Source organism: Pseudoxanthomonas sp. Root630 (assembly GCF_001427585.1).
GTDB lineage: Bacteria > Pseudomonadota > Gammaproteobacteria > Xanthomonadales > Xanthomonadaceae > Pseudoxanthomonas_A.
In genome coordinates this window covers 56,217-77,940 of sequence record NZ_LMGY01000017.1, presented here as the reverse complement: position 1 = coordinate 77,940, position 21,724 = coordinate 56,217, and the positions used below count along the sequence as shown (strand labels likewise).

At 67.6% G+C, this 21,724-nt stretch carries 22 protein-coding genes; 5 read left to right on the top strand and 17 right to left on the bottom strand.

The annotated features are described in order from the left end of the window. Positions 1 to 37: 37 nt before the first annotated feature. The 5 genes from ASD72_RS15145 to ASD72_RS15125 form a co-directional block, all read right to left on the bottom strand. On the bottom strand, positions 38 to 565 hold the full coding sequence (locus ASD72_RS15145) for a F0F1 ATP synthase subunit delta (protein WP_056880793.1): 528 nt from the start codon (positions 563 to 565) through the stop codon (positions 38 to 40). A gap of 17 nt (positions 566 to 582) precedes the next feature. Further along, complete coding sequence (locus ASD72_RS15140; RefSeq protein WP_056880792.1) at positions 583 to 1,053, bottom strand: F0F1 ATP synthase subunit B; 471 nt, start codon at positions 1,051 to 1,053, stop codon at positions 583 to 585. A gap of 106 nt (positions 1,054 to 1,159) precedes the next feature. Next, the gene (gene atpE, locus ASD72_RS15135) at positions 1,160 to 1,462 is read right to left on the bottom strand and encodes a F0F1 ATP synthase subunit C (protein ID WP_056880791.1); all 303 of its coding nucleotides are present in this window, start codon (positions 1,460 to 1,462) and stop codon (positions 1,160 to 1,162) included. Between the two features lie 66 nt (positions 1,463 to 1,528). Beyond that, on the bottom strand, positions 1,529 to 2,326 hold the full coding sequence (gene atpB / locus ASD72_RS15130; RefSeq protein ID WP_056880790.1) for a F0F1 ATP synthase subunit A: 798 nt from the start codon (positions 2,324 to 2,326) through the stop codon (positions 1,529 to 1,531). Between the two features lie 29 nt (positions 2,327 to 2,355). Further along, positions 2,356 to 2,694 (bottom strand): hypothetical protein, encoded by a 339-nt coding sequence (locus ASD72_RS15125; protein ID WP_155944710.1) that lies wholly within the window; start codon positions 2,692 to 2,694, stop codon positions 2,356 to 2,358. A gap of 461 nt (positions 2,695 to 3,155) precedes the next feature. Between ASD72_RS15125 and ASD72_RS15120 the strand changes: the two genes are divergently transcribed. Continuing rightward, positions 3,156 to 3,359, top strand: coding sequence for a DUF2061 domain-containing protein (locus ASD72_RS15120; RefSeq protein WP_056880788.1), 204 nt, complete (start codon positions 3,156 to 3,158; stop codon positions 3,357 to 3,359). Positions 3,360 to 3,430: 71 nt separating this feature from the next. Here the strand turns inward: ASD72_RS15120 and lpdA are convergent, their stop codons facing one another. From lpdA to ASD72_RS15075, 9 genes are all read right to left on the bottom strand, one after another. After that, a complete protein-coding gene (lpdA, locus tag ASD72_RS15115; RefSeq protein WP_081420371.1) occupies positions 3,431 to 5,569 on the bottom strand; it encodes a dihydrolipoyl dehydrogenase in 2,139 nt (712 codons plus the stop codon). Between the two features lie 13 nt (positions 5,570 to 5,582). Next, complete coding sequence (locus ASD72_RS15110; protein ID WP_081420370.1) at positions 5,583 to 7,010, bottom strand: dihydrolipoyllysine-residue acetyltransferase; 1,428 nt, start codon at positions 7,008 to 7,010, stop codon at positions 5,583 to 5,585. A 198-nt stretch (positions 7,011 to 7,208) separates the two neighbouring features. Next, the gene (locus ASD72_RS15105; protein WP_056880787.1) at positions 7,209 to 7,727 is read right to left on the bottom strand and encodes a DNA-deoxyinosine glycosylase; all 519 of its coding nucleotides are present in this window, start codon (positions 7,725 to 7,727) and stop codon (positions 7,209 to 7,211) included. A gap of 3 nt (positions 7,728 to 7,730) precedes the next feature. After that, a complete protein-coding gene (locus ASD72_RS15100) occupies positions 7,731 to 8,186 on the bottom strand; it encodes a DMT family transporter (protein WP_056880786.1) in 456 nt (151 codons plus the stop codon). 67 nt (positions 8,187 to 8,253) lie between these two features. Beyond that, positions 8,254 to 9,495: an MFS transporter gene (locus ASD72_RS15095; protein WP_056880785.1), complete on the bottom strand. Its 1,242-nt coding sequence runs from the start codon at positions 9,493 to 9,495 to the stop codon at positions 8,254 to 8,256. A 163-nt stretch (positions 9,496 to 9,658) separates the two neighbouring features. After that, complete coding sequence (locus ASD72_RS15090; protein WP_056880784.1) at positions 9,659 to 12,064, bottom strand: TonB-dependent receptor; 2,406 nt, start codon at positions 12,062 to 12,064, stop codon at positions 9,659 to 9,661. Positions 12,065 to 12,138: 74 nt separating this feature from the next. After that, positions 12,139 to 15,153, bottom strand: a complete 3,015-nt coding sequence (gene pgmB, locus ASD72_RS15085; RefSeq protein WP_081420369.1) for a beta-phosphoglucomutase — start codon at positions 15,151 to 15,153, stop codon at positions 12,139 to 12,141. Positions 15,154 to 15,393: 240 nt separating this feature from the next. Next, on the bottom strand, positions 15,394 to 16,428 hold the full coding sequence (locus ASD72_RS15080) for a LacI family DNA-binding transcriptional regulator (RefSeq protein ID WP_343123686.1): 1,035 nt from the start codon (positions 16,426 to 16,428) through the stop codon (positions 15,394 to 15,396). Positions 16,429 to 16,433: 5 nt separating this feature from the next. Continuing rightward, complete coding sequence (locus tag ASD72_RS15075) at positions 16,434 to 16,883, bottom strand: DUF1801 domain-containing protein (protein WP_056880783.1); 450 nt, start codon at positions 16,881 to 16,883, stop codon at positions 16,434 to 16,436. Between the two features lie 273 nt (positions 16,884 to 17,156). Here ASD72_RS15075 and ASD72_RS15070 point away from each other — a divergent pair, with 273 nt between their 5' ends. Then, positions 17,157 to 17,798: an OmpW family outer membrane protein gene (locus ASD72_RS15070; RefSeq protein ID WP_056880782.1), complete on the top strand. Its 642-nt coding sequence runs from the start codon at positions 17,157 to 17,159 to the stop codon at positions 17,796 to 17,798. A gap of 58 nt (positions 17,799 to 17,856) precedes the next feature. On the opposite strand, the gene ASD72_RS15065 is transcribed toward ASD72_RS15070, so the two are convergent. Both ASD72_RS15065 and ASD72_RS15060 read right to left on the bottom strand, forming a co-directional pair. Beyond that, positions 17,857 to 18,414: a CcdC protein domain-containing protein gene (locus tag ASD72_RS15065; RefSeq protein ID WP_056880781.1), complete on the bottom strand. Its 558-nt coding sequence runs from the start codon at positions 18,412 to 18,414 to the stop codon at positions 17,857 to 17,859. Between the two features lie 30 nt (positions 18,415 to 18,444). After that, positions 18,445 to 19,329, bottom strand: coding sequence for a DMT family transporter (locus ASD72_RS15060; RefSeq protein WP_056880780.1), 885 nt, complete (start codon positions 19,327 to 19,329; stop codon positions 18,445 to 18,447). Positions 19,330 to 19,407: 78 nt separating this feature from the next. On the opposite strand from ASD72_RS15060, the gene ASD72_RS15055 reads away from it, so the two are divergent. Genes ASD72_RS15055 through ASD72_RS15045 form a run of 3 tightly spaced genes read left to right on the top strand, consistent with a single transcriptional unit; the run spans position 19,408 to position 21,174 of the window. Continuing rightward, positions 19,408 to 20,106 (top strand): DUF2306 domain-containing protein, encoded by a 699-nt coding sequence (locus tag ASD72_RS15055; protein ID WP_056880779.1) that lies wholly within the window; start codon positions 19,408 to 19,410, stop codon positions 20,104 to 20,106. A 29-nt stretch (positions 20,107 to 20,135) separates the two neighbouring features. Next, entirely contained in the window at positions 20,136 to 20,618 is a 483-nt protein-coding gene (locus ASD72_RS15050) for a YajQ family cyclic di-GMP-binding protein (RefSeq protein WP_056880778.1), read from the top strand. Then, the gene (locus tag ASD72_RS15045) at positions 20,611 to 21,174 is read left to right on the top strand and encodes a DUF1415 domain-containing protein (protein ID WP_056880777.1); all 564 of its coding nucleotides are present in this window, start codon (positions 20,611 to 20,613) and stop codon (positions 21,172 to 21,174) included. Before ASD72_RS15050 ends, ASD72_RS15045 begins: the two co-directional genes overlap by 8 nt. 64 nt (positions 21,175 to 21,238) lie before the next feature. Here the strand turns inward: ASD72_RS15045 and ASD72_RS15040 are convergent, their stop codons facing one another. Beyond that, positions 21,239 to 21,691, bottom strand: coding sequence for a transposase (locus tag ASD72_RS15040; protein WP_056880776.1), 453 nt, complete (start codon positions 21,689 to 21,691; stop codon positions 21,239 to 21,241). Between the last annotated feature and the right edge of the window lie 33 nt (positions 21,692 to 21,724).

Genomic DNA, 21,724 nt, shown 5'->3' with positions numbered 1-21,724 from the left:
CTGTGTGCCGGCTTGCGCGCGGCGGTTCAATGGGAATTCAGTGCGTCAGCGCCGACTGCAGGCGCGCCAGCTTGCCTTTCAGCGAGCCGTCGATCACCACGCTGCCGGCATCGATCACGGCGCCGCCGATCAGCGACGCGTCGACCGCCGTCTCCACCTCGACCTCGCGGCCGAAGCGCTTCTTCAGCGCGGCCTTGATCACGTCGAGTTCGCCGGCGGGCAGGGCCGTGGCGGAGGTGACCTTCGCCTTCACGACATGCTCGGCCTCGGCGCGCAGCTCTTCGAACAGGCCGGCGATTTCCGGCAGCTGCGGCAGGCGGCGCGCATCGGCGAGGACGCCCAGGAAGCGGGTGAACGCCTCGCTGGCGCCATCGGGCGCCAACAGCGACACCGCCACCTCGGGCAGCAGCTGCGGATTCGGCAGCAGCGCGGCCACGCGCGGGTCCGCCGCGGCATGCGCAGCGAAACCCAGCGCCTGCGACCAGGCGGCGAAGTTGCCTTCGTCGCGCGCCGTCGCGAAGGCGGCGCGGGCGTAGGGGCGGGCGACAGTCAGGGCCTGGCTCATCGATCAGATCGTCCGGATCAGATTTCGGCGGCGAGTTCGTCGAGCAGCGCCTTGTGGGCGTTGGCGTCGATTTCGCGCTTCAACAGCTTCTCGGCACCGCTGACGGCCAGCGCGGACACCTGCTTGCGCAGATCTTCGCGGGCACGCGTGGCGGCGGCATCGATCTCGGCCTGCGCCAGTTCTTTCTGGCGGTTGGCTTCGGCGATCGCTTCGTTCTTGGCCGCATCGACGATCTGGTTCGCACGCGCGTGGGCCTGATCGATGATCTCGTTGGCCTTGACGCGGGCTTCCTTCAACGCCTCGTTGACCTGGTCCCCGGCCTGCTCCAGGTCGCGCTTGGCGCGGTCTGCAGCGGCGAGGCCGTCAGCGATCTTCTGCTGGCGCTCTTCGATGGCGGCCAGCAGCGGCGGCCAGATTTTGGTCGCAATGATCCAGATCAGGCCAGCGAAGGCCAGCGCCTGGGCGAACAGAGTGAGATTGATATTCATCGTAAACCTGCCGGTGAGGAAGGGCCCGCGCACAACGCGCGCGCCCAGCGACGCCTGATGGCCGACCGCGGGGGCGAACCGCCGCGGTCAGGCTTCACGCGGCTTCTCAGCCGCCAGCCAGCTTGGCCAGCTGCTCGGTGAAGATCGTGATGAACGGGCTGGCGAAGGCGAACAGCAGGCCCACGGCGACCGAGATGATGAACGCGGCGTCGATCAGGCCGGCGGTGATGAACATGCGGACCTGCAGGACCGGGATCAGCTCCGGCTGGCGGGCAGCCGATTCCAGGAACTTGCCGGCCATGATGGCCAGACCCAGACCGGCGCCCAGCGCGGCCAGGCCGATCATGATGCCGATGGCGAGGGCGGTCGAAGCCTGGACCTGGGCGAGGTTGGTGAGGATGCTTTCCATGGTGATCTCCGGAACTTAAGTGCTTGAAAGGTGGATGGTAAAAGGCGAAACGGTGAAGCGGAAACGTTAGTGGCTGTCTTCCGACAAGCTGAGGTAGACGATCGACAGCATCATGAAGATGAACGCCTGCAGCGGGATGACGAGCAGGTGGAACAGCATCCAGCCCAGGCCGAATACCGCGCCGCCGAACATGCCGACGATGCCCGCGCCGCCCAGCACCCAGATCAGCAGGAACACGATCTCGCCGCCGAACATGTTGCCGAACAGTCGCATCGCCAGGGAGATGGGCTTGCTGACCCATTCGACGATGTTGAGGATCAGGTTGAACGGCATCATCCACTTGCCGAACGGTGCCGTCAGGAACTCCTTGGCGAAGCCGCCGAAGCCCTTCGAGCGGAAGGCGAAGACGATCATCAGGAAGAACACGCTGATCGACATGCCCAGGGTGGCATTGACGTCGGCGGTGGGGACCGGCTTCCAGTAGCCCACGCCCAGCAGTTCGAGCGGCTTGGCGATGAAGTCTGCCGGGATCATCTTCAGCAGGTTCATCATCAGGATCCAGAAGAAGATGGTGATCGCGATGGGCGTCACCAGCTTGCTGGTCCCGTGGTAGGTGTCGCGGGCCTGCTTGTCGACGAACTCGAGCATGATCTCGACGAAGGCCTGCCACTTGCCCGGCACGCCGGCGGTCGCCTTGCGGGTAGCCAGCCAGAACGCGAACACGATCAGCAGCCCCATCAGCACGGCCGTCACGAACGTGTCGACGTTGATCGTCCAGAAGGGACCATCACCGCCCACCTGGGCCGTGAGGTTCTTCAGGTGGTGCTGGATGTAGGTGGTGGGAGTTAGAGCCTCGCCCGCCATGTGTCGGAAACCTTTCGTCTAGATTGGGTTTATCGCTGCTTGCCAACCGCAGCCAGCATCTGTGCCACCAGTCCGGCGACCACGCCTGCCATCAGGGGCAGCGGGGGCAGCTTGTACAGCCCCGCGCCCATCACCAGCACGCCGATCACCACGACCCACTTCACCACCATCCCCGCGACCAGCCTCAGCACCGCCGAAACGGCGCCGAGTACGCCACCGCCGAAGGCCATCCAGGCCGCCAGCAGTGCGCCAGCCACGATCGCCAACCCTCCGACGGCCGCCGCGACTGCGTGGGGCACGCCCCAGAGCAGGAACAGCAGCGCGACCAGCAGTACCGCGACCGTCTGCCAGACGGCGGCGCGCAACACTAGCCGCCGGCCCGCAGCGACGGAATTCAGCACACGAAAGCCCTACGGAATTGGCGGGGTACAAGGCGGTAAAGCGCCTCGCCGAGCCGCAAAAGTATAGCAGCGGGACAATTTCCGGGACAACCGCCAAAGGTCGAAAGCGCTGGCGACGGCGCGTTTGCCCGCCAGCCCTTGGCCTGTCTGGATGTAACCGTTTCCCCTATTCAGAATTTTCCTGCGGATTCTCCGGAACTTTGGCGAAAACCGCGTGTCAGTCCCTCCAAGGCCTGCTGCTCAACTTCCTCGTCCGATGCTCCGTCGCAGGCCTCCCGAAGCCCCGGCTGCCCCCGGGGCTTCGCCTTTTCGGGGGAAAAGGCACCGATAGCCAGACGCTATCAATCCAACTCGATCAATCCATTGGACTTGCCAATGGGCAGCCCCACAATGAGATCAATTCTCATCTTCGAGCGTCTGGTGCGGCCATGAACAAGACCCTGAGCTTCGCGATCCTGCATTTCTCGGTGGCCTTCACCCTGGGCTACCTGTTCACCGGCCGCCTGCTGGTGGGCGGCATGCTGGCGCTGATCGAGCCGGCGACCAATACGGTGGTGTTCCACTTCCACGAGAAGGTATGGAAGCGGATCGAGGCGCGGCGTGCCGCGAGGGCGATGCCCCTGCCCGCCTGACGCATTCGCCGAAAAGAGAAAGGCCGCGCATTAGCGCGGCCTTTTTCGTTGCTGCGATGCCTGGGGACGGCTTACTTCTTCTTCGGGATATACAGGTCGGTGATGGTGCCTTCGTAGACCTCGGCGGCCATCGCCACAGATTCGCTGAGCGTCGGGTGCGGATGGATGGTTGCGCCGATGTCGCCGGCTTCCGCGCCCATCTCGATCGCCAGCGCCAGTTCGCTGATCAGATCGCCCGCATGCACGCCGACGATGCCGGCACCGATGATGCGGTGGGTGTGCTCGTCGAAGATGAGCTTGGTCGAGCCTTCACCACGACCGATGCCGACGGCGCGCGCCGACGCCACCCACGGGAACTTGCCCACGCCGATCTTCAGGCCCTTGGCCTTGGCTTCGGTCTCGGTCACGCCGACCCAGGCGATTTCCGGATCGGTGTAGGCCACCGACGGGATCACCCGCGCCACCCACTCCTTCTTCTCGCCGGCGGCCACTTCCGCCGCCAGCTTGCCCTCGTGCGTCGCCTTGTGCGCCAGCATCGGCTGGCCGACCAGGTCGCCGATGGCGAAGATGTGCGGCACGTTGGTACGCATCTGCGCATCGACCGGGATGAAACCGCGGTCGGTGACCGTCACGCCGGCCTTGCCGGCATCCAGCTTGCCGCCGTTGGGCGAGCGGCCGACAGCCACCAGCACGCGGTCCCACGTGCCCGTTTCCAGGTCCGGCTTCTGGCCTTCGGTGGCGCTTTCGAAGTGCACGGTGATGCCCTTCTTCGACGCCTCGACCTTGGCGGCCTTGGTCTTCAGGTGCACGACCGCGCCCTGCTTCTTCAGGCGATCGGCCAGCGGCTTCACCAGGTCCTTGTCGGCGCCCGGCATCAGCTGGTCCATGAACTCGACCACGGTCACCTCCGCGCCCAGCGCGCGGTACACCGTCGCCATTTCCAGGCCGATGATGCCGCCACCGACCACGAGCAGCTTCTTCGGCACGTCGGCCAGCTGCAGCGCATCGGTGGAATCCATCACGCGAGGATCGTCCCACGGGAAGTTCGGCAGCTTCACCGCCTGCGAGCCGGCGGCGATGATGCATTGCTCGAAGCGCAGCAGCTGCGTCTTGCCATCGCTGCCGACGATCTCGAGCTCGTTCGGCGAGACGAACTTCGCCACGCCGGTGACGGTGCGCACCTTGCGCTGCTTGGCCATGCCGGCCAGGCCCTTGGTGAACTGGCCGACCACCTTGTCCTGCTTGAAGCCGCGCAGCTTGTCGATATCGATCTTCGGCTTGCCGAAGCTGATGCCGATGTCTTCGGAGTGCGAGGCTTCTTCGATCAGCGCCGCCGCATGCAGCAAGGCCTTCGACGGGATGCAGCCCACGTTGAGGCAGACGCCGCCGAGGGTTTCGTAACGCTCGATCAGCACGGTGTCGAGGCCGAGGTCCGCGGCGCGGAACGCGGCGGTGTAACCACCCGGGCCCGACCCGATCACGACGATGCGGCATTCGATGTCGGCGGTCTTGCCGGTGCCCAGGGCCGGCTTCGGCGCCGAGGTCGCCGGTGCAGCGGGCGCTGCCGGGGACGGCGCCACCGGGGCGGCCTTGGCGGGCGCCGCCGTGGCGCCCTCGCCTTCCAGGATCGCGACCAGGCTGCCTTCGGCCAGCGAATCGCCCAGCTTGACCTTGATTTCCTTGATGACGCCGGCAGCGGGCGACGGCACTTCCATCGTCGCCTTGTCCGACTCCAGCGTGACCAGGCCCTGGTCCTTCTTCACCGTGTCGCCGACGGCGACCAGGATCTCGATGACCGGTACGCCGTCGTAGTCGCCGATATCAGGCACCTTCGCTTCGATCAGCCCACCACCACCGGGCGCGGCGGGCGATGCGGCCGGGACAACGGGCGCAGGGGCGGCAGCCGGCGTCGGGGCCGGCGTTGCAGGTGCCGGAGGTGCGGCCGGCGCGGGCGCGGAGACGGCGGCGCCTTCGGCTTCCAGCACCGCCACGACGCTGCCTTCGGACAGCGCGTCGCCGAGCTTGACCTTGATTTCCTTCACCACGCCGGCGGCCGAGGACGGCACTTCCAGCGTGGCCTTGTCCGATTCCAGCGTGACCAGGCCCTGGTCCTTCTTCACCGCGTCGCCGACGGCAACCAGGATTTCGATGACCGGCACATCGCTGTAATCGCCGATGTCGGGGACTTTGACTTCGATCGTGTTCGCCATGGTCTCGGTCTCCTTACAGCAGCACGCGGCGCATGTCGCCCAGCAACTGGGCGAGGTAGGCGGTGAAGCGCGCCGCGGCGGCGCCGTCGATCACGCGGTGGTCGTAGCTCAGCGACAGCGGCAGCATCAGGCGCGGCTGGAACTGCTTGCCGTCCCACACCGGCTGGATCGACGACTTGGACACGCCGAGGATCGCGACTTCCGGCGCATTGACGATCGGAGTGAACGCCACGCCGCCGATGCCGCCCAGCGAGGAGATCGAGAAGCAGCCGCCGGACATCTCGGCCGGGCCGAGCTTGCCGTCGCGCGCCTTCTTGGCCAGCTCGCCGCTTTCCTGCGCGATCTCGTTGACGCCCTTCTTGTCGACGTCGCGGATCACCGGCACGACCAGGCCGTTCGGCGTGTCGGCGGCGAAACCGACGTGGAAATACTTCTTCAGCGTGAGGTTCTCGCCGCTGGCATCGAGCGAGGCGTTGAAGTCGGGGAACTTCTTCAGCGCCGAGACGCTGGCCTTCATCAGGAAGGCGAGCATGGTCAGCTTGATGCCCGCCTTCTCGTTTTCCTTGTTCAGCGCCACGCGCAGCGCTTCCAGGTCGGTGATGTCGGCGTGGTCGTGCTGGGTGACGTGCGGGATCATCGCCCAGTTGCGCGCCAGGTTGGCGCCGGAAATCTTCTTGATGCGCGACAGCGCGACGACTTCGGTCTCGCCGAACTTGCTGAAGTCGACCTTCGGCCACGGCAGCAGGTTCAGCCCGCCACCGGCCGCGGCCGGTGCGCCTGCTGCGGCGGGTGCGGACACGCCGCCGGCCAGCGCGCCCTTGACGTACTTCTGCACGTCTTCCTTGCTGATGCGGCCACCGCGCTCGCTGCCGCTGACCTGATTGAGGTCCACGCCGAGCTCGCGCGCGAACAGGCGCACGGCGGGGCTGGCGTAGGCCACCTTCTCGGGGAGCACGCGGTCGGCATTGAACTCGACCGGCGGGGTACGCGGCGGCGAGGCTTCCGGATCGATGCCCGGCTTGTCGTCCAGCACGCGCGAGGCGGCGGGCGCCACGGCGGGTGCGGCGCGCTCCTGCGCGATCTCGCGCTGGGCGATCTTGTCCGGCGTCGGCGAAACGGCGACGGGTTCGACCTTGGTACCGGTCTCGGCGGCGGGCGTGGGGGCCGGCGCGGCGGCCGGCTTGGCCTCGGCGGCGCCTTCGCTGGTTTCGATCAGCGCGACGACGGCGCCTTCGGCGATCTCGTCGCCCAGCTTGACCTTGATCTCCTTCACCACGCCGGCGAACGGCGACGGCACTTCCATCGTCGCCTTGTCCGATTCCAGCGTGACCAGGCCCTGGTCCTTCTTCACCGTGTCGCCCACGGCGACCAGGATCTCGATCACCGGTACGCCGTCGTAGTCACCGATATCGGGGACTTTGGCTTCCTTGATGTCGGACATGGCGTTACTCCGGTGCGGGCGTGAAGAGGGGAACCCCTATTGTGTCCGCAGTGGCGCGATGCGCCAACCATCCCTTGGTGTTAATTGCTGTCCCCGCCGGGACAATGCATGCCGTGATGGCCTTGCCAACGCGCACGCGACGCCATTGGTATCGCTTTGGTTCGCCGCGATGCACGCGCACGATACGCCGCCGCATTGTCAGGCAGGACGCCGCAGAAACGGGGTGATCGCGCCCCAGGCCTCCAACAAAGCGGGCAATCCCATCGCCGCGTGCGCGGGACTGGTCGAGGGCAATGCGAGCAGGGCCGGCAGTGGATCGGCCAGCGTCGGCCGGACATGCCGGCGGAACGCGTCAGCCGCCTTGCCGCCATTGAGCGCGATCGCGACGACCTCGGGATGCGCCCCAAGCCAGTCGCCGATGGCATTGGGGACTTCGCTGCCGCGCACGATGGCCGCGTCCAGGCTGCCCGGGCGCTCGCAGCGACCGATGACATCCCACACGCCGACACCGGCACGCCTCAATGCGTCGAAGCGCGCTTCGTAAGGCGCCTCCGGATCGAATCCGCACAGCGCGCCCATCACCGGCCAGAACCGATTGCGCGGATGCGCGTAGTACTGCGCGCCGCGCAATGATGCGTCGCCCGGCATGGAGCCAAGCACCAGCACGCGGCAACGCGCATCCGCGCGCGGCGGCAGGCCGACCAGCACCTCGCCCATCGCTCAGCCGCCCGTGGCCTGCCAGGGTCGGACCACCAGGGTCGCGCCGGCCACCACCAGCAGCAGGCCCACCACGCGCAGCGTGTCCACCGGCTGGCGCGCGTGCAGCACGCCGAAGTGGTCGAGCAGCACCGACCCGACCAGCTGGCCCGCGACGACCAGGCAGATCAGCGACGCCGCTCCCAGCCGCGGCACCAGCAGCGTGGCGGATGCGACGAAGACCGCACCGATCACGCCGCCGGTCCAGGCCCACCACGGCACCTTGGCCAGTGCGGCAGGCACGAACACCGGCCGCGTCAGCAACCACCACACCAGCAATACACCGGTGCCGACCATGAAAGAGGCCAGCGAGGCGAACACCGGGCCGAACGACTGCCGGCCCAGCGACGCGTTGATCAGCGCCTGGAGCGGCAGCAGCATGCCGATGAAGAGGGCCAAGGCCACGCCGGTCGCGTTCATGTCGGGTCCCGTACGAAAGGTGGCGACACGATACGCCAAGCCCCGCGGTGCGCGGGTGCGAGCGCCCTCAGGCGGGCGCCGTCGCCCGGTCGCGACGCGACACGGCGCGGTGCAGCAGCGCCATCGACACCAGCAGCATCGCCATCGGCGCCAGCAGCAGATAGAACGCGCGCGACCCGTCGAAATGCGCGAACAACTGCCCGGTGATGTACGACCCGGTGGTGCCGCCGAGTGCCGAGAACACCACGATCAAACCCGTCATCGCCGCATGCCGCGCCTTCGGCAGCGCACTCAGCACCACCGAATTGATGGCCGGGTAGATCGGCGCCATCAACAGGCCGATCAACGGGAACACGTACGCGGCCAGCGGCGCGTTCCACCACGTCATGCCCTCGCGCGGCTGCACGTTGGCGGCCAGCGGCAGCGCCACCAGCACCAGCGCCGCCATCGCGACCACGCAACCGCTCAGCAGCCAGAACCAGGGCACGCGCCGCAGCAGCACGCCGCCGCCCAGCCGGCCCAGCGCCAGCGAACCGGCGAAGATGCCGGCCGCCTGCACGCTGAGCGTGGTGGGCAGGTGCAGGATTTCGCGATTGAAGGTCGGCAGCCAGGTGTTGATCGCCTGCTCCATCAGCACGTAGAGGAAGGCCGACACCAGGAACACCGCCACCAGTGGCAGCGCCAGCAGGCGGAACATATCGACGAAGGACTCGCCCGCCGCATGGCCATCCTGCGCGGCGCGCTCATCCAGCGTGCAGGTCGCCAGCAGGACGACCACCGCCACGCACAACGCGGCGAGTACCCAGTAGACGTCCAGCCAGACCGGATCGCCCGGCACCTCGGCATTGATGAAGGCGGCGAACAGCCACGCGCTGCCCAGGATGCCGACCATGAACCAGCCCTCGACCGTGCTGGTCAATGCGGCATGCCCTTTCGCATCCTCGGTCAGCAGGCCGATGCTGGAATACACCGACACCTTCACCAGCGCGAACGACACGCCGACCGCGGTGAACAGCAGCTTCGTCGCCCAGAACGCATGCAGCAGCGGCATCGCGGCGCAGGCGAGCGCGACCAGCGACAAGCCGAGCATCATCGCGCGACGGTAGCCCAGCCTCGGCAGGAACGAGGCCACCAGGAACGACGTGACCGCGATCGGCAGGTCCTTGAACGCCTCCAGCAGGCTCGCATCGGCCTTGCTGATGCCGAAGCCCTGGATGGACTGCAGGATCACCGTGCCCACGGAGTTCAACAGCATGGCGAAGATCATGTAGGTCAGGATCATCGCCAGGATCATGCGGGTGCGCGTCATGGGCGGTACCGGTCGGTTCGGACGCATCCTAGCCGCATCGGCTGGCGTGCGCGGGAACGGCCACGCCTCGCGGCGCAGCGCGTGAGAGAGAGAACCACCGCCGCGCCGGGGAGAGACGGCACGGCGGCGGAAGACGGCCCGCGGGAACGCGGGCCGCGCTACGTCACCAGCGGTAGGCGACGGAGGCCTGGTACGACGTGCCTTCCAGCGGACGGCCCATGAACACGCCACCGCTGGTCGCATTGCCCAGCACGCGGGCGTTGCCTTCGGTCAGCGCGATCTCGTCGGTCACGTTGCGGCCCGAGAAGGTGAACTCCCAGTGGTCGCCCAGGTGCGCGCTGGCGCCGACATCCCAGGTGTCGTACTTCGGCAGCACCTGGCCATTGGCGGGATCCGAATAGCGATCGCCCACGTGGGTGTAGGTGGTGAACACCTTCAGGTCGCCCCACGGCAGCGACCAGTAGTAGCTCGGCGTCAGCCGCGCGCGGAACTTCGGCTGGCGCACCACCTGGTTGCCGTCGTAGGTGGCGAAGTCGCCGTACTTGGCGCGCAGCCAGGTCGCGTTCCAGGCCAGCTCGAACCCACCGACCGGCCGCCACGCACCCTCGAATTCCAGGCCACGCGCCTTCGAGTCGCCGATGATCACGACGTTGTTGCCGTTGTTGTCGAACGCCTGGTACCGCAGGCCGGTGAAGTCGTTGTAGAACGCGGTGAGGTACATCTCGTACGTCTCGCCGCCGGCCTTCAGGCCCAACTCGTACTGATCGATCTCGGTCTTGTTGTTGGCGCCGTCGCGCAGGTTGTCGAACTGCGGGAAGGTGAAGCCGGAGTTGACGCGGCCGAACAGGCTGACGCTGTCGTTGAGCGTGTAGTTCAGGCCCGCCGTCCAGGACACGTCGCTGTCGTTCTGGTCGATGCTGCGCGGCGTGGTCGAGACCGAGGTGTTGTTGTCGTACAGCGTGTTCGGGTTGCCATCCAGGTCGACCGTGACCGGATCCCACACCGTACCGTTGACCTCCTGCCGCTCGTAGCGCACGCCGGCATCCAGGCGGATGCGGTCGTTGACGGTCCATTCGTCGGCGATGAAGAAGGCGGTGTTCTGGCCGTCGTAGTCGCCGCGGATGTTGTAGAACGCGGTGCCCACGAAGCCATCGCGCGTGGCGACCTGCCCGTTGGACAGCGCCAGGTTCACGCGGCGCGCGTTGTCCTGCGCGGTGAGCAGCATGTTGTTGCCCAGCCACCAGCGGTCCTTGGACGAGTAGTCCGCGTAGTACACACCGAAGGTCAGCGCATTCCGCTCGGTCAGGTCGATGCTGAAGCGCAGGTCGTTCGTGAACGAGCTGATCTCCTTCTCCACCACCCAGAAGCCCGCCGTCAGCACCTGCTGGTTCGGGTCCACCGTGCCGCCGCCGTTGACGAAGGTGCCGGTGCCGGTCACGCCCGCGCCATAGGTATCGGTGATGTACGACGACAGCGTCTGCGGATTCGCGCCGGTGAACAACGCGTAGGTCGGCGCATCGCCTTTCAGGTAGTTGAACTTGTCGCTGATCGTCCAGTTGCCGACATACCAGTCCAGCGAACCGCCGAACACATCGATGTCCACGCCACGGCCATCGGCCAGGTCGCGCGTCATCGTCTGGTTGCCGACGCCGGTCGGCAGCGTCACCCGGCGGAAGTCGTCGCCGACCAGCGTGCCCGTGGTGGGATCCAGCCCCGGGAAGCCGGAGATGTCCTCGCCGTTGTTGCGCGAGACCAGCGGCACCGCAGTGTAGAAGGTGTTCTTGTCGTCGGTGTGGCGCGCGTAGAGGTTGAACTCGCCCTCGGCCCAGCGCTTGGTCAGCGTGGCGCTCAACTGGCCACCCTTCTCCACCGGGAAGCCGGTCTGGCGCACGCCGTCGGTCTCGCGGTAGAAGCCGCCCACGCTGTAGTACCAGCCGGTGTTCTCGCCCAGCGGGCCACCGCTGTAGAAGTCGAGGCGACGCAGGTCGTCGGTGCCCACGGTCAACCGCACCAGGCCCTCGGGGATGTCTTCGCCCTTCTTCTGGATGAAGTTGACGGTGACGCCGGGCTGGCCGTTCGAGTAGATGGGGCTAGGGCCGCCGCGCAGGCCTTCGACGCGCGCGATGGTGTCGTCGATGCGGAACAGCGTGGTGTTCTCGAGGAACGACAACGTCGGCGGCGGGAAGATCGGCGAGCCGTCCAGCTGCAGGGTGAAGAACGGTGCATCGCCTTCGGACGGCATGCCGCGCACGAAGACATTGGCGCCGGTACCGCCGCCGCTGGCCTCGGCCCAGACGCCCGGCACGATCTTCAGCAGGTCGGCGGTGCTGGTGGGCGCGGTTTCCTGGATCTGCTCGGGCGTGGCGGTGCTGATCGAGAAGCTGGCGTCGCGCTTGCGCAGGCCCTTGAACTTGGCCGTGCCGCTGACGACCACCGCGTCCAGCGTCTTGGCCTCCTGTTCGGCCGGCGCCGCGGGTGCGGCTTCCTGCGCGCTCGCCAGCGCCGGCGATAGCGCCAGCGCGATGGCGGCCGACAGGGCGTAGCGCATCGGGTGCTTGGTGTGTTGCATGGTCCCTCCCTCCACTTGCATTGTTGTCGTGTTGTTGGCTGGCTGCCCACCGCGGCTTCTCTGGCCACGTGCGGTCAAGGCGATACGAACGTCCTCAGGTCAAACGCGTTGATGTGCGGGATGACGGCGTCGGCATGGCGCAACGCACGCGCATCGCCGATGCCGATCGCGGCCATGCCCGCCGCATGGATGGCCTCGATACCGGCGGCGGCGTCTTCCACGCCGATGCAGCGGTGCGCCGGCACGCCGAGCGCGGCGGCGACGTCGAGGAAGATGGCCGGGTCGGGCTTGGCGCGGACGATGCGGCCGGCATCGGCGACGTAGTCGAAGCGGTCGGCGATGCCCAGCTTCTGCAGCAGCGCCGGCGCATTCCGGCTGGCCGAGGCGAGGCCCAGCTTCAGGCCCGCGGCGCGCGCGGCAGCGAGTACGTCGTGCACGCCGTCGAACAGGTCCTGCGGCCCGACACTGGCGATCTCCTGCACGTAGTAACCGTTCTTGGTGTCGGCCAGCGCGCGCTTCTCGTCGGCCGAGTAGGTACGTGTGGCGCGCTCGAGGATGATCTCCAGCGACGCCATCCGGTCCACACCCTTCAGGCGCTCGTTGACCTGCAGGTCGAACGGCACGCCGATTTCGTCGGCCAATCGCTTCCACGCCCGGTAGTGCGTGTGCGCGGTGTCGGTCAGCACGCCGTCGAGATCGAAGATCAGCGCATCGCAGGCGCGGGGCAGCGGCATCTTCGGTGGCGACGGCACGGCGAGCGGCAGCACGACTTCGCGACCTGCCTTCAGCACCACGTCGCTGCCGGCGTGACCGAAGGCCAGCGCGTCGCCCTCGTCGAGGCGATAGCGGGCGCCGCGCGCGTCCACGTCCACGCGCAGGGCGCAGCCGCGCCAGCGGAGGTTGAAGCCGTATCCCTTCCAGGCGTGCGGCAATGTGGGAGCGAACTGCAGGCGACCCGCGACGATGCGCAGTCCGCCGAAGCCCTGCACCAGCCCCAGCCAGCTGCCGGCCATCGCCGCCATGTGCACGCCGTGGTCGGTGTTGCCGTGCAGGTCGTCCAGGTCCACGCGCAGGCTGGCGTCGAAATAGTCCCAGGCCTTGTCGTCCTGGCCGACCTCGCTGGCCAGGATGCCGTACACGGGCGCCGACAGCGTGGAGTCGTGGGTGGTGACGGCGTCGTAGTAATCGAAGTCGCGGCGCTTGGTGCCCTGGTCGATGCCATCGCCGGCCAGCACCATCGCCATCACCACGTCGGCCTGCTTGCAGACCTGGTGCCGGTACAGGGTGAGCGGGTGGTAATCGAGCAACAGGGGGCGATGCGGCCCTTCGCGCTTCGGGAACGGCCAGCGCGGCTTGGCGAGGAAGTCGTCGTCCTGCGGGTGGATGCCGAGCGCGTCATCGATCGGCAGGTGCATCGCGTCGGCGGCACGCTGCCACAGCGCGACTTCGCCGACCCCGAGCCCGATGCGCGTCGCGAGGGCGCGCAGCGCGTCGGGACGATCGGCGGACAGGCGCTTCCAGGCTTCGACCGCGCGCTGCAGGTGCCGCTGCGCCATCCGGTTGGTGTACCAGTTGTTGTTGACCAGCGTGGTGTATTCGTCCGGCCCCGTGACCTCGTGGATGCAGAACGCCCCGTCGAGCCGCGGATTGAAATGGCCGGCCTGCGGCCAGATGCGCGCGGTCTCGAAAAGAATCTCGGCGCCAGCCTCGCTGAGGAAGTCGAGATCATCGCTGGCGTCGAGATAAAGCCCGATCCCGTAGGCGATGGCGGCATTGATGTGGTACGCCGCCGAGCCGCTGGGATAGTGCGCGGAACATTCGCGGCCGGCGATGGTGCGCCAGGGATACAGCGCACCGCTGGGATGGTTCATCGCACGCGCAGTGTCGCGTGCGCCGTCCAGCGTGCGGAAGCGGTACATCAGCATCGCGCGCGCCACGTCCGGCGCGGTGAACGCCATCACCGGCAGCACGAAGGCTTCGGTATCCCAGAAGCAGTGGCCTTCGTAGCCCTCGCCCGTGATGCCCTTGGCCGCCGTGCCGTTGATACCGTCGCGACCGGCCGATTGCAGCAGGTGGAACAGGTTGAAGCGCAGCGCCAGCTCCGCCGCCGGGTCGCCGTCCACCGACAGGCCGGCGCGCTGCCAGAACGCGCGCATCGCGTCGGCCTGCGTGGTGGCGATGCCGTCGAAACCCTCGCGCTGCGCGCGCGCCAGCACGGCCTCCACGCCGTCCCGCGCGTCGCCATTGCCATCGTCGTAGGCCACGTACTTTTCGACCACCACGGACGCGCCCGGCGACAGCACGGCATCGAAGCGCTGCTCCACCCGTCCTTCGTTCGCCTGCGCGCCGGCGAACACCAGGCCCGGCGACAGCCGGTGCCGTTGCGCGCACACCAGGGCGACGCCGCTGTGATGGGTCCGCTGGGTAAGTTGCGCGCCCTCGGCATCGGCGTGCTCGTCGGCGACCTGCAGGCCCTTGCCGCCATGCACGCCGATGCGCGGGTCATCGCCCTGCTCCACGGCCTGGCGTCCGGTCTCGATCGACGAGCACAGCGTCAATGGGCCCGCGTAATCGACGGACGCGACTTCGAACCGGATGGCGAGCAGCGCGCGCTCGGCCAGCGGCACCACGCGACGCGCGCGGATCTCGAGGGTATGGCCTTGCGCGGTCTTCAGGCGCAGGCGGCGGTCCAGCGCACCGGCGGCGAGATCCAGCGTGCGCTCGAAGTCCAGCCACTCGGCCTCCTGCAGGCGCAGCGGCGTGTCGCCGAGCTGCAGCCGGAGGTGCTTGCCCTCGGCCACCGGCACCCGCGTGTCGGTGCTGCGGGTGAAGCCGGGGAAGCGCTCGTGGTAGTGGATGGGGTTCTGTTCGAACACGCTCGACAGGAACGTGCCGTCGCTGGGGCTGTCGTCTTCCTCCAGCGCACCGCGTACGCCCAGCGTGCCGTTGGCGAGGGCGAACAGGGTTTCATCGCGCGCCGCGCGCTCGGCGTCGAACGCCCGCTGGGTGAGTCGCCAGGGGTCGGACCGGCCTTCGCCCGGTGCCGTGTCCCCACCCGATGTGTGCGCCTGCTTCTGTTCCACCGACATCCTCGTGCTCACCTGTTACCGGCCGTGGCGGGACCACGGGCGGGGGCACGCTAGAAGTCGTTGTTATCGATGTCAAGTTATCGATGTCAAAGAAGCCTCGCATGCGCCGAAGCACCTCGGCCGCCACGGCTTCGGCGTGGATCAAGGCCTTTCAATTCAATGAATTAGCCGGATTCCGGCGCAGGTGAGCACGACCGGATGTCCACCGGGTGGACGCTGCGATGCAGCAGCGCGCTGCGCTCAGGTCGTGCGGACGACCAGATGGGTCGGCAGGGTCTCGGAACCCGCCTGGTCGCCTTCGATCAGGGCACGCACCTTGCGGGCCAGCAGCACACCGGCATCGATGAAGTTCTGGTGCACCGAGGTCAGTGGCGGCACGTAGGTCGCGCCCAGCGGGGAGTCGTCGTAGCCGATCACCGAGACGTCCTCGGGCACCCGCCGGCCACGCTCGATCAGCGCGCGGATCGCCCCGATGGCCAACAGATCGCTGGCAGCGAACAGGGCGTCCACCTGCGGGTGCGCCTGCAGCAGCGCATGCACCGCATCCGCGCCCGCCCCAACGGTGAAGCTGGTGACGGTCGGCGCGATCGGCGTGATGCCATGCCGCGCCAGCGCGGCACCGAAGCCTTCCAGGCGCTCGGCGAACTCGCCGTGGGCAGGATCGCCGAGGAAGGCGGGACGGCTGCGGCCCAGCGCGATGAAGCGCTCGGCGGCCAAAGCACCGCCGCGGCGATTGTCGCTGCCGACCACCACCTGCGATTCGTGCCGGCTGACCGCGCCCCACACCACCATCGGCCGGCCCCAGCGCTGCACCTCGTGCATCGCATCCTCATGCGCGCCCTGGCCGAGCAGGATCACGCCGTCGGCGGCCTGCACGTTCGGCAGCGAGCCCCCCTGCAGCGAGGTCAGCAGCACGCTGTAGCCGCTGGAGGTCAGTTCCTGGGTGATGCCGCCCAGCAAGTCGAGCGGGTACGGCCCGGACATCTGCCGTTCGACGGTGGGCTTCATTTCCACCACCACCGCCACCGTCATGCTGCGGCGGAGCTTGAGGTTGCGTGCGCTGACGTTGAACGCATAGCCGTACTGCTGCGCCACCTCGCGCACGCGGGCCCGCGTCTCGGCGTTCACCAGCGGGCTGTCGCGCAACGCCCGCGACACGGTGATCGCCGATACCCCGGCCACCTTCGCCAGGTCCGCCATCGTCAGGTGGTCGCCAGGCGACGGCAGCGCCGTCGTGGCGGTGCCGGTGCGGCGCTTGCGTTTTGCAGGGGGCATGCGGGTCACGTCCGTGCGCGGCTGGCTTCGTATTGTGCAATAAGCGTGTCCACCGGCGTCGAGGCGATCACGCCGCCGATCACCCCGGGCAGCAGATCGGCCGGCTTCTTGAAGCGCAGGCAGCTCTTGCCCATGTCCAGCTTCATGCCGGCGTCCGCATAGGCGTTGCGCAGCACCACGTCCTGCGCGGAGTTCGCGTAGCACACGGTCAGGTAAAGCGCGTAGTACTGCTTCTGCGCCGCGAGCGCGACATACGGCAGCGGCTGCTTGTTGTAGGTGGTCGGATAGCGCGACAACGGCACCTCCCACGCGATCATGCCCCAGTTCATCGCCTCGACGTAGCCATCGGGGATGTGCCGATTGACCAGGTCGCGGACCGATGCGATCACCGTGCGGTGATCCTCGGGCAGTTCCGCGAGGTATTGCTCCACCGTCTTCGCCTTGCTGCTGACCATGCGCGCCTCCTCTTCGGCGCGACATTAGCGCAGCCGTGTCGCCGCGTCATGCGGTATCCGCATACGCGCAGACACCTCGCGGATGTGCCGCCATGTCGAGACACGGTGAAAAACCGATGAACCTGCGCTGCATATCGCCGATGTTGCATTCGGTTCACGTCGGAGGGCGGACGACGTTCATGCGCGGCTGGTTACGGTGCCCACGCCTTCGATGCCGCACGTGCTCCGCGTCGCGTCATCGGAGGCGATAAGAACACTACAGGAGATCCCCGCATGACTTCGATCCGCACTCTCACGATCGCCCTTGCTTCGCTGATGGCCGTTCCGGCCGCCTTCGCCCAGGACACGTCCGCCGATACCGCATCGTCCGCTTCGACCAGCGGCAAGCGCTTCGCCGTGGTCGGCGGCGCCGCCATCCTGAAGCCCGACAATGACCCGGCCCCGGGCCTGAAGGTCGACGGCGATGTCGCGCCGGTCATCAGCGCCAGCTGGTACGCCACCGACAACATCGCGGTGGAGTTGTGGGGCGCGGCCGACAAGTTCAACCATCGCGTGAAGGCCGACGGCGCCGGCAAGCTCGGCACCGTCGACCAGCAGCCGATCGCGCTGAGCGGCCAGTACCACTTCGGCACGCCGGACAAGGTGATGCGCCCGTTCGTGGGCCTGGGCTATTACGAGTCCAACTTCAGCAACGAGAGCATCGGCACCGAGGATGCGCACGTCGGCCTGGAGACCGCCAAGGGCGCCATCGCGACCGCTGGCGTGGACTTCAACATCAACCAGACCTGGTTCGCGCGTGCGGATGCGCGTTACCTGAAGGGCGACGCCGGTGTACGCGTCGCCGGCCAGGGCACCGGCGAAGAACTGACGATCGACCCGTGGGTCGTGGGTGTGGGTATCGGCGCGCGCTTCTGATCCATCGCTCCATCGCGTCGATACGGCGGCGGGCTTCCGGGCCCGCCGTCTTCTTGTTTCAGCGGCCGCCACGCCCCTGCAGGCGACGCAGGCGCGCCACGCGCCCTTTCACGCCCCACGCGTAGACCAGATAGTGGCCCAGCAGCACGCCGGCCACTGCGAGCAGGCTGCCATGGCCGCTCAACAACGCATGCGTGGGCGCCACGGCACCGGCCTGCCAGTACTGCCACATCTGCACGACACCCAGCACGATGCGACCGGCCACGATGGCCACCAGCAGCAGGGACAGCCATGCATTGGGCTGATAGAACACGCCCTGCGGTGCGACTTCCCAGCGCGTGAGCCACAGGCCGACCAGGCCGAGCAGTGCGCCCACCGCGAGCCCGACGCCCGCGCCGACCAGACTGTCCGGCCACCAGAACAGCCCCAGCGCACTCACCGCGACGAAGATCGCCACCGACACCAGCAGGCTCCACGCATTGAGCGCGAGCAACCAGTCGCGCGCCATCCGGCGCGCACGGCCGTAGCGATAGCGCTGCCACAGGGTCAGCGGCAAGGCCACCACCCACAGCGCCAGCAGCAGGAACAGGACGAGCAGGGCGAGCACGATCGGCATGGCCGCATCATGCCCGAAAAGCGCACGGCGTCAGGGATGCTCGGCTTCCACGTGCACCTTCTCGCGACGCAACAGATACAGCCCGCTGGCCACGATGATGCCCGCACCGATCCAGGTCACGCCGTCCGGCAGCACCGACCACAACGTGACATCGAGGATCACGCCCCAGACCAGCGCCGTGTATTCGAGCGGCGCGATCAACGAGGCTTCACCGCGGCGGAAGGCCTCGGTCAGCGCGACCTGTGCGAGTGAGCCCGAGACACCCACGCCGACGATGATCCAGGCATGCGCGGGCTGAAGCGGCTTCCACGCGGGCCAGGCGAGCAACGAGGCGCCGAGCGACAGCAACACGACGAACCAGAACACCAGCGCCTGCGTGCTGTCCCGTTGCGCGAGCATGCGCACGGTCACCGCGCCCAGTGCATAGCAGATCGCCGCCACCAGGATGGCCAGTCCGCCGGCGGTCAGCATGCCTTCGCCGGTCGGCCGCAGGATCACCAGCACGCCGACCAGGCCGATGACGATCGCGGTCCAGCGCCCCGCCCCCACCCGCTCCTTCAACAACGGCCCTGCCATTGCGGTGATCAGCAGCGGCGCCACGAACGTGATGGCATACGCCGTCGACAGCGGCATGGTGCGCAGGCCGTACACGAACCCGGCCATCATCGCGATGCCCAGCGCACCGCGCAGCAAGTGCAGCGGCCAGTGCACCCGCAACAGCGAGGCGGCCGGCACCGTCGCCAACACCCAGATCGCAACCAGTGGCAATGACGACAGCCCGCGCAGCGCAGCGACCTGCAGCGGCGGGTAATGCGCGGACAGCAGCTTCAGCCCCGCATCCATCAGCGCGAACAACAGCACCGCAGCCAGCATCAGCAGGATGGCGGAGGTGAGCGAGGGACGTGGGTTGACCATGCCTCATTATCGCCTTCCCTGGTCGTGTCCCGTAGCCCGTGCGCTACCCTGCGCGCACCCACCCGCGCAGGCAGGCCGATGACAGGGATCACGCCACACCGCAGCGCCCCGCCCCGCTCGCGGCGCGCCCTTCGCCTGGCCTGGGCCGGCCTGTGGTTGCTGCTCGGGATCGCCAGCATCGAGTTCCTGCTTGCCGCCTACGGCAAATACCGGCATCTCGATTCGGCCGCCTATGGCATGTTCATGACGCGGCGGGGCTGGCTGTGGATGCACTTGGCCGGCGGCCTCACCACCGTGCTGCTCGGGCCCGTGCAATTCCTGACCCAGTGGCGCCGCCGTCATCCGCGCCTGCATCGCGTCACTGGCCGCATCCACCTGTCCGGCATGCTGGTCGCCGCGACCGGCGCCATCGGCCTGATCGCCACGTCGCCCGCACCGTTCGCCATCCGTCTCGCGTTCTCCGCGACCGCCCTGGCCTGGCTGACCACCGGACTGACCGGCCTGATCGCCATCCGTCACGGCCTCGTGGACCGGCACCGCCGCTGGATGGTCCGCAACTACGCGGTGACGCTGGCGCCGATCGTCTTCCGCCTGTCGCTGCCCGTCGCGATCGCGGGCGGACTCATGCCCTCGCCGGGCCTGATCGCGACCCTGCTCTGGTGCAGCTGGACCGTTCCCCTGCTGCTATGCGAAACGGCCCGCCGTCTTGCGGGGCTGTGGCGTCCCGCAGGCGCGCCGCCACCGACGGACGCGATCCCGCTTCCCGGCGCACGGTAGAATTCCGCGCCCGGTAACAGGATTCCCCCATGCCTTCCTTCGACGTCGTCTCCGAAGTCAACGTCCACGAGCTCACCAACGCCGTGGACCAGGCCAACCGCGAACTGTCCACCCGCTTCGATTTCAAGGGCGTGGACGCCAAGTTCGTGCTGGAAGAGAAACTGATCACCCAGTCCGCGCCCAGCGATTTCCAACTCAAGCAGATGACCGACATCCTGCGTGCGCGCCTGATCGCCCGCCAGATCGACGCCCGCTGCCTGGACTTCGGCGACGTGGAAACCAACCTCGCCGGCGCGCGCCAGAAGATCACGGTCCAGCAGGGCATCGAACAGAAGCTGGCGAAGAAGATCGTCTCCACCATCAAGGACGCCAAGCTGAAGGTGGAAGCGCAGATCAACGGCGACAAGCTGCGCGTCACCGGCAAGAAGCGCGACGACCTGCAGGATGTCATCGCGCTGCTGAAGAAGACGGAGTTCGAGCTGCCGTTGCAGTTCGACAACTTCCGTGACTGAGTCGCCTGCCATTCCCGACGACGCAACCGACCCCATCGACGCCACGCGTCGCTGGGTGGAGCGCGCGGTGATCGGGCTGAACCTGTGCCCGTTCGCCAAGGCGGTGTACGTGAAACAGCAGGTGCGCTTCGTGCTGAGCGACGCCAGCACGCCGGAAGCCCTGCTGGAGGAACTGGCGGAAGAACTGGTGCTGTTGCGCGACACCGATCCCGAGCAGGTCGACACCACGCTGATCGTGCACCCGGACGTGCTGACGGACTTCCTGGACTACAACGACTTCCTCGAGAACGCCGATGCGGCCGTCGAAGCGCTCGACCTGCAGGGCGTCATCCAGGTCGCCAGCTTCCATCCGGATTACCAGTTCGCCGGCACGATGCCGGACGACATCAGCAACTACACCAACCGTTCGCCCTACCCCACCCTGCACCTGCTGCGCGAAGCCAGCATCGACCGCGCCGTGGAAGCCTTCCCGGACCCGGACGTCATCGTCGAGCGCAACGTGAAGACACTGGATGCGCTGGGGCATGCGGGATGGGCGAAGCTGTTTGGGGAGTGATCGGGCGGCGCCGGCCGGCATGGCGTGATGGTGTGGGAGCGACGTAAGTCGCGAAAGCTCTTAGTCACAGCCAGACGGCATCCCACCATGGATAGCCCCCGACACTTCGCGCCAGCCCCGCACGCAGCGGATTTGCGACGATGTATCGCGCTGTCGCCAGCATGGTGGAACCGTTGCGGAGTGCGTGATCGTGGAATCCCCTCTCCCAGACGCGCGCTGTCTCGGGATGCCGCGAGCGGACGACCCTGGCGCTGTTGGTCTTCAAGCGCTGCACCATGGCTGAAAGGCCATCCAACTCGCCCAGTTCGATCACGCCGTGCCAGTGGTCCGGCATCAGCACCCAGCACAACAACCTGGACCGATACCACAACCGCGACGAGGTCATGGCCTGGCAGGCGTCCATGGCACGCTCAGGATGTGCAAAAAGAGGGCGGCGATCTGCAGTCGTGAATGTCACCAGATAGGTTCGACCCGGCTGGGAGAAGCGTCCTTTCCTCAGATCCGAGTATCCCGACATGCGAGTGCTCCTGACAAAGAAGCGAGCATGGGC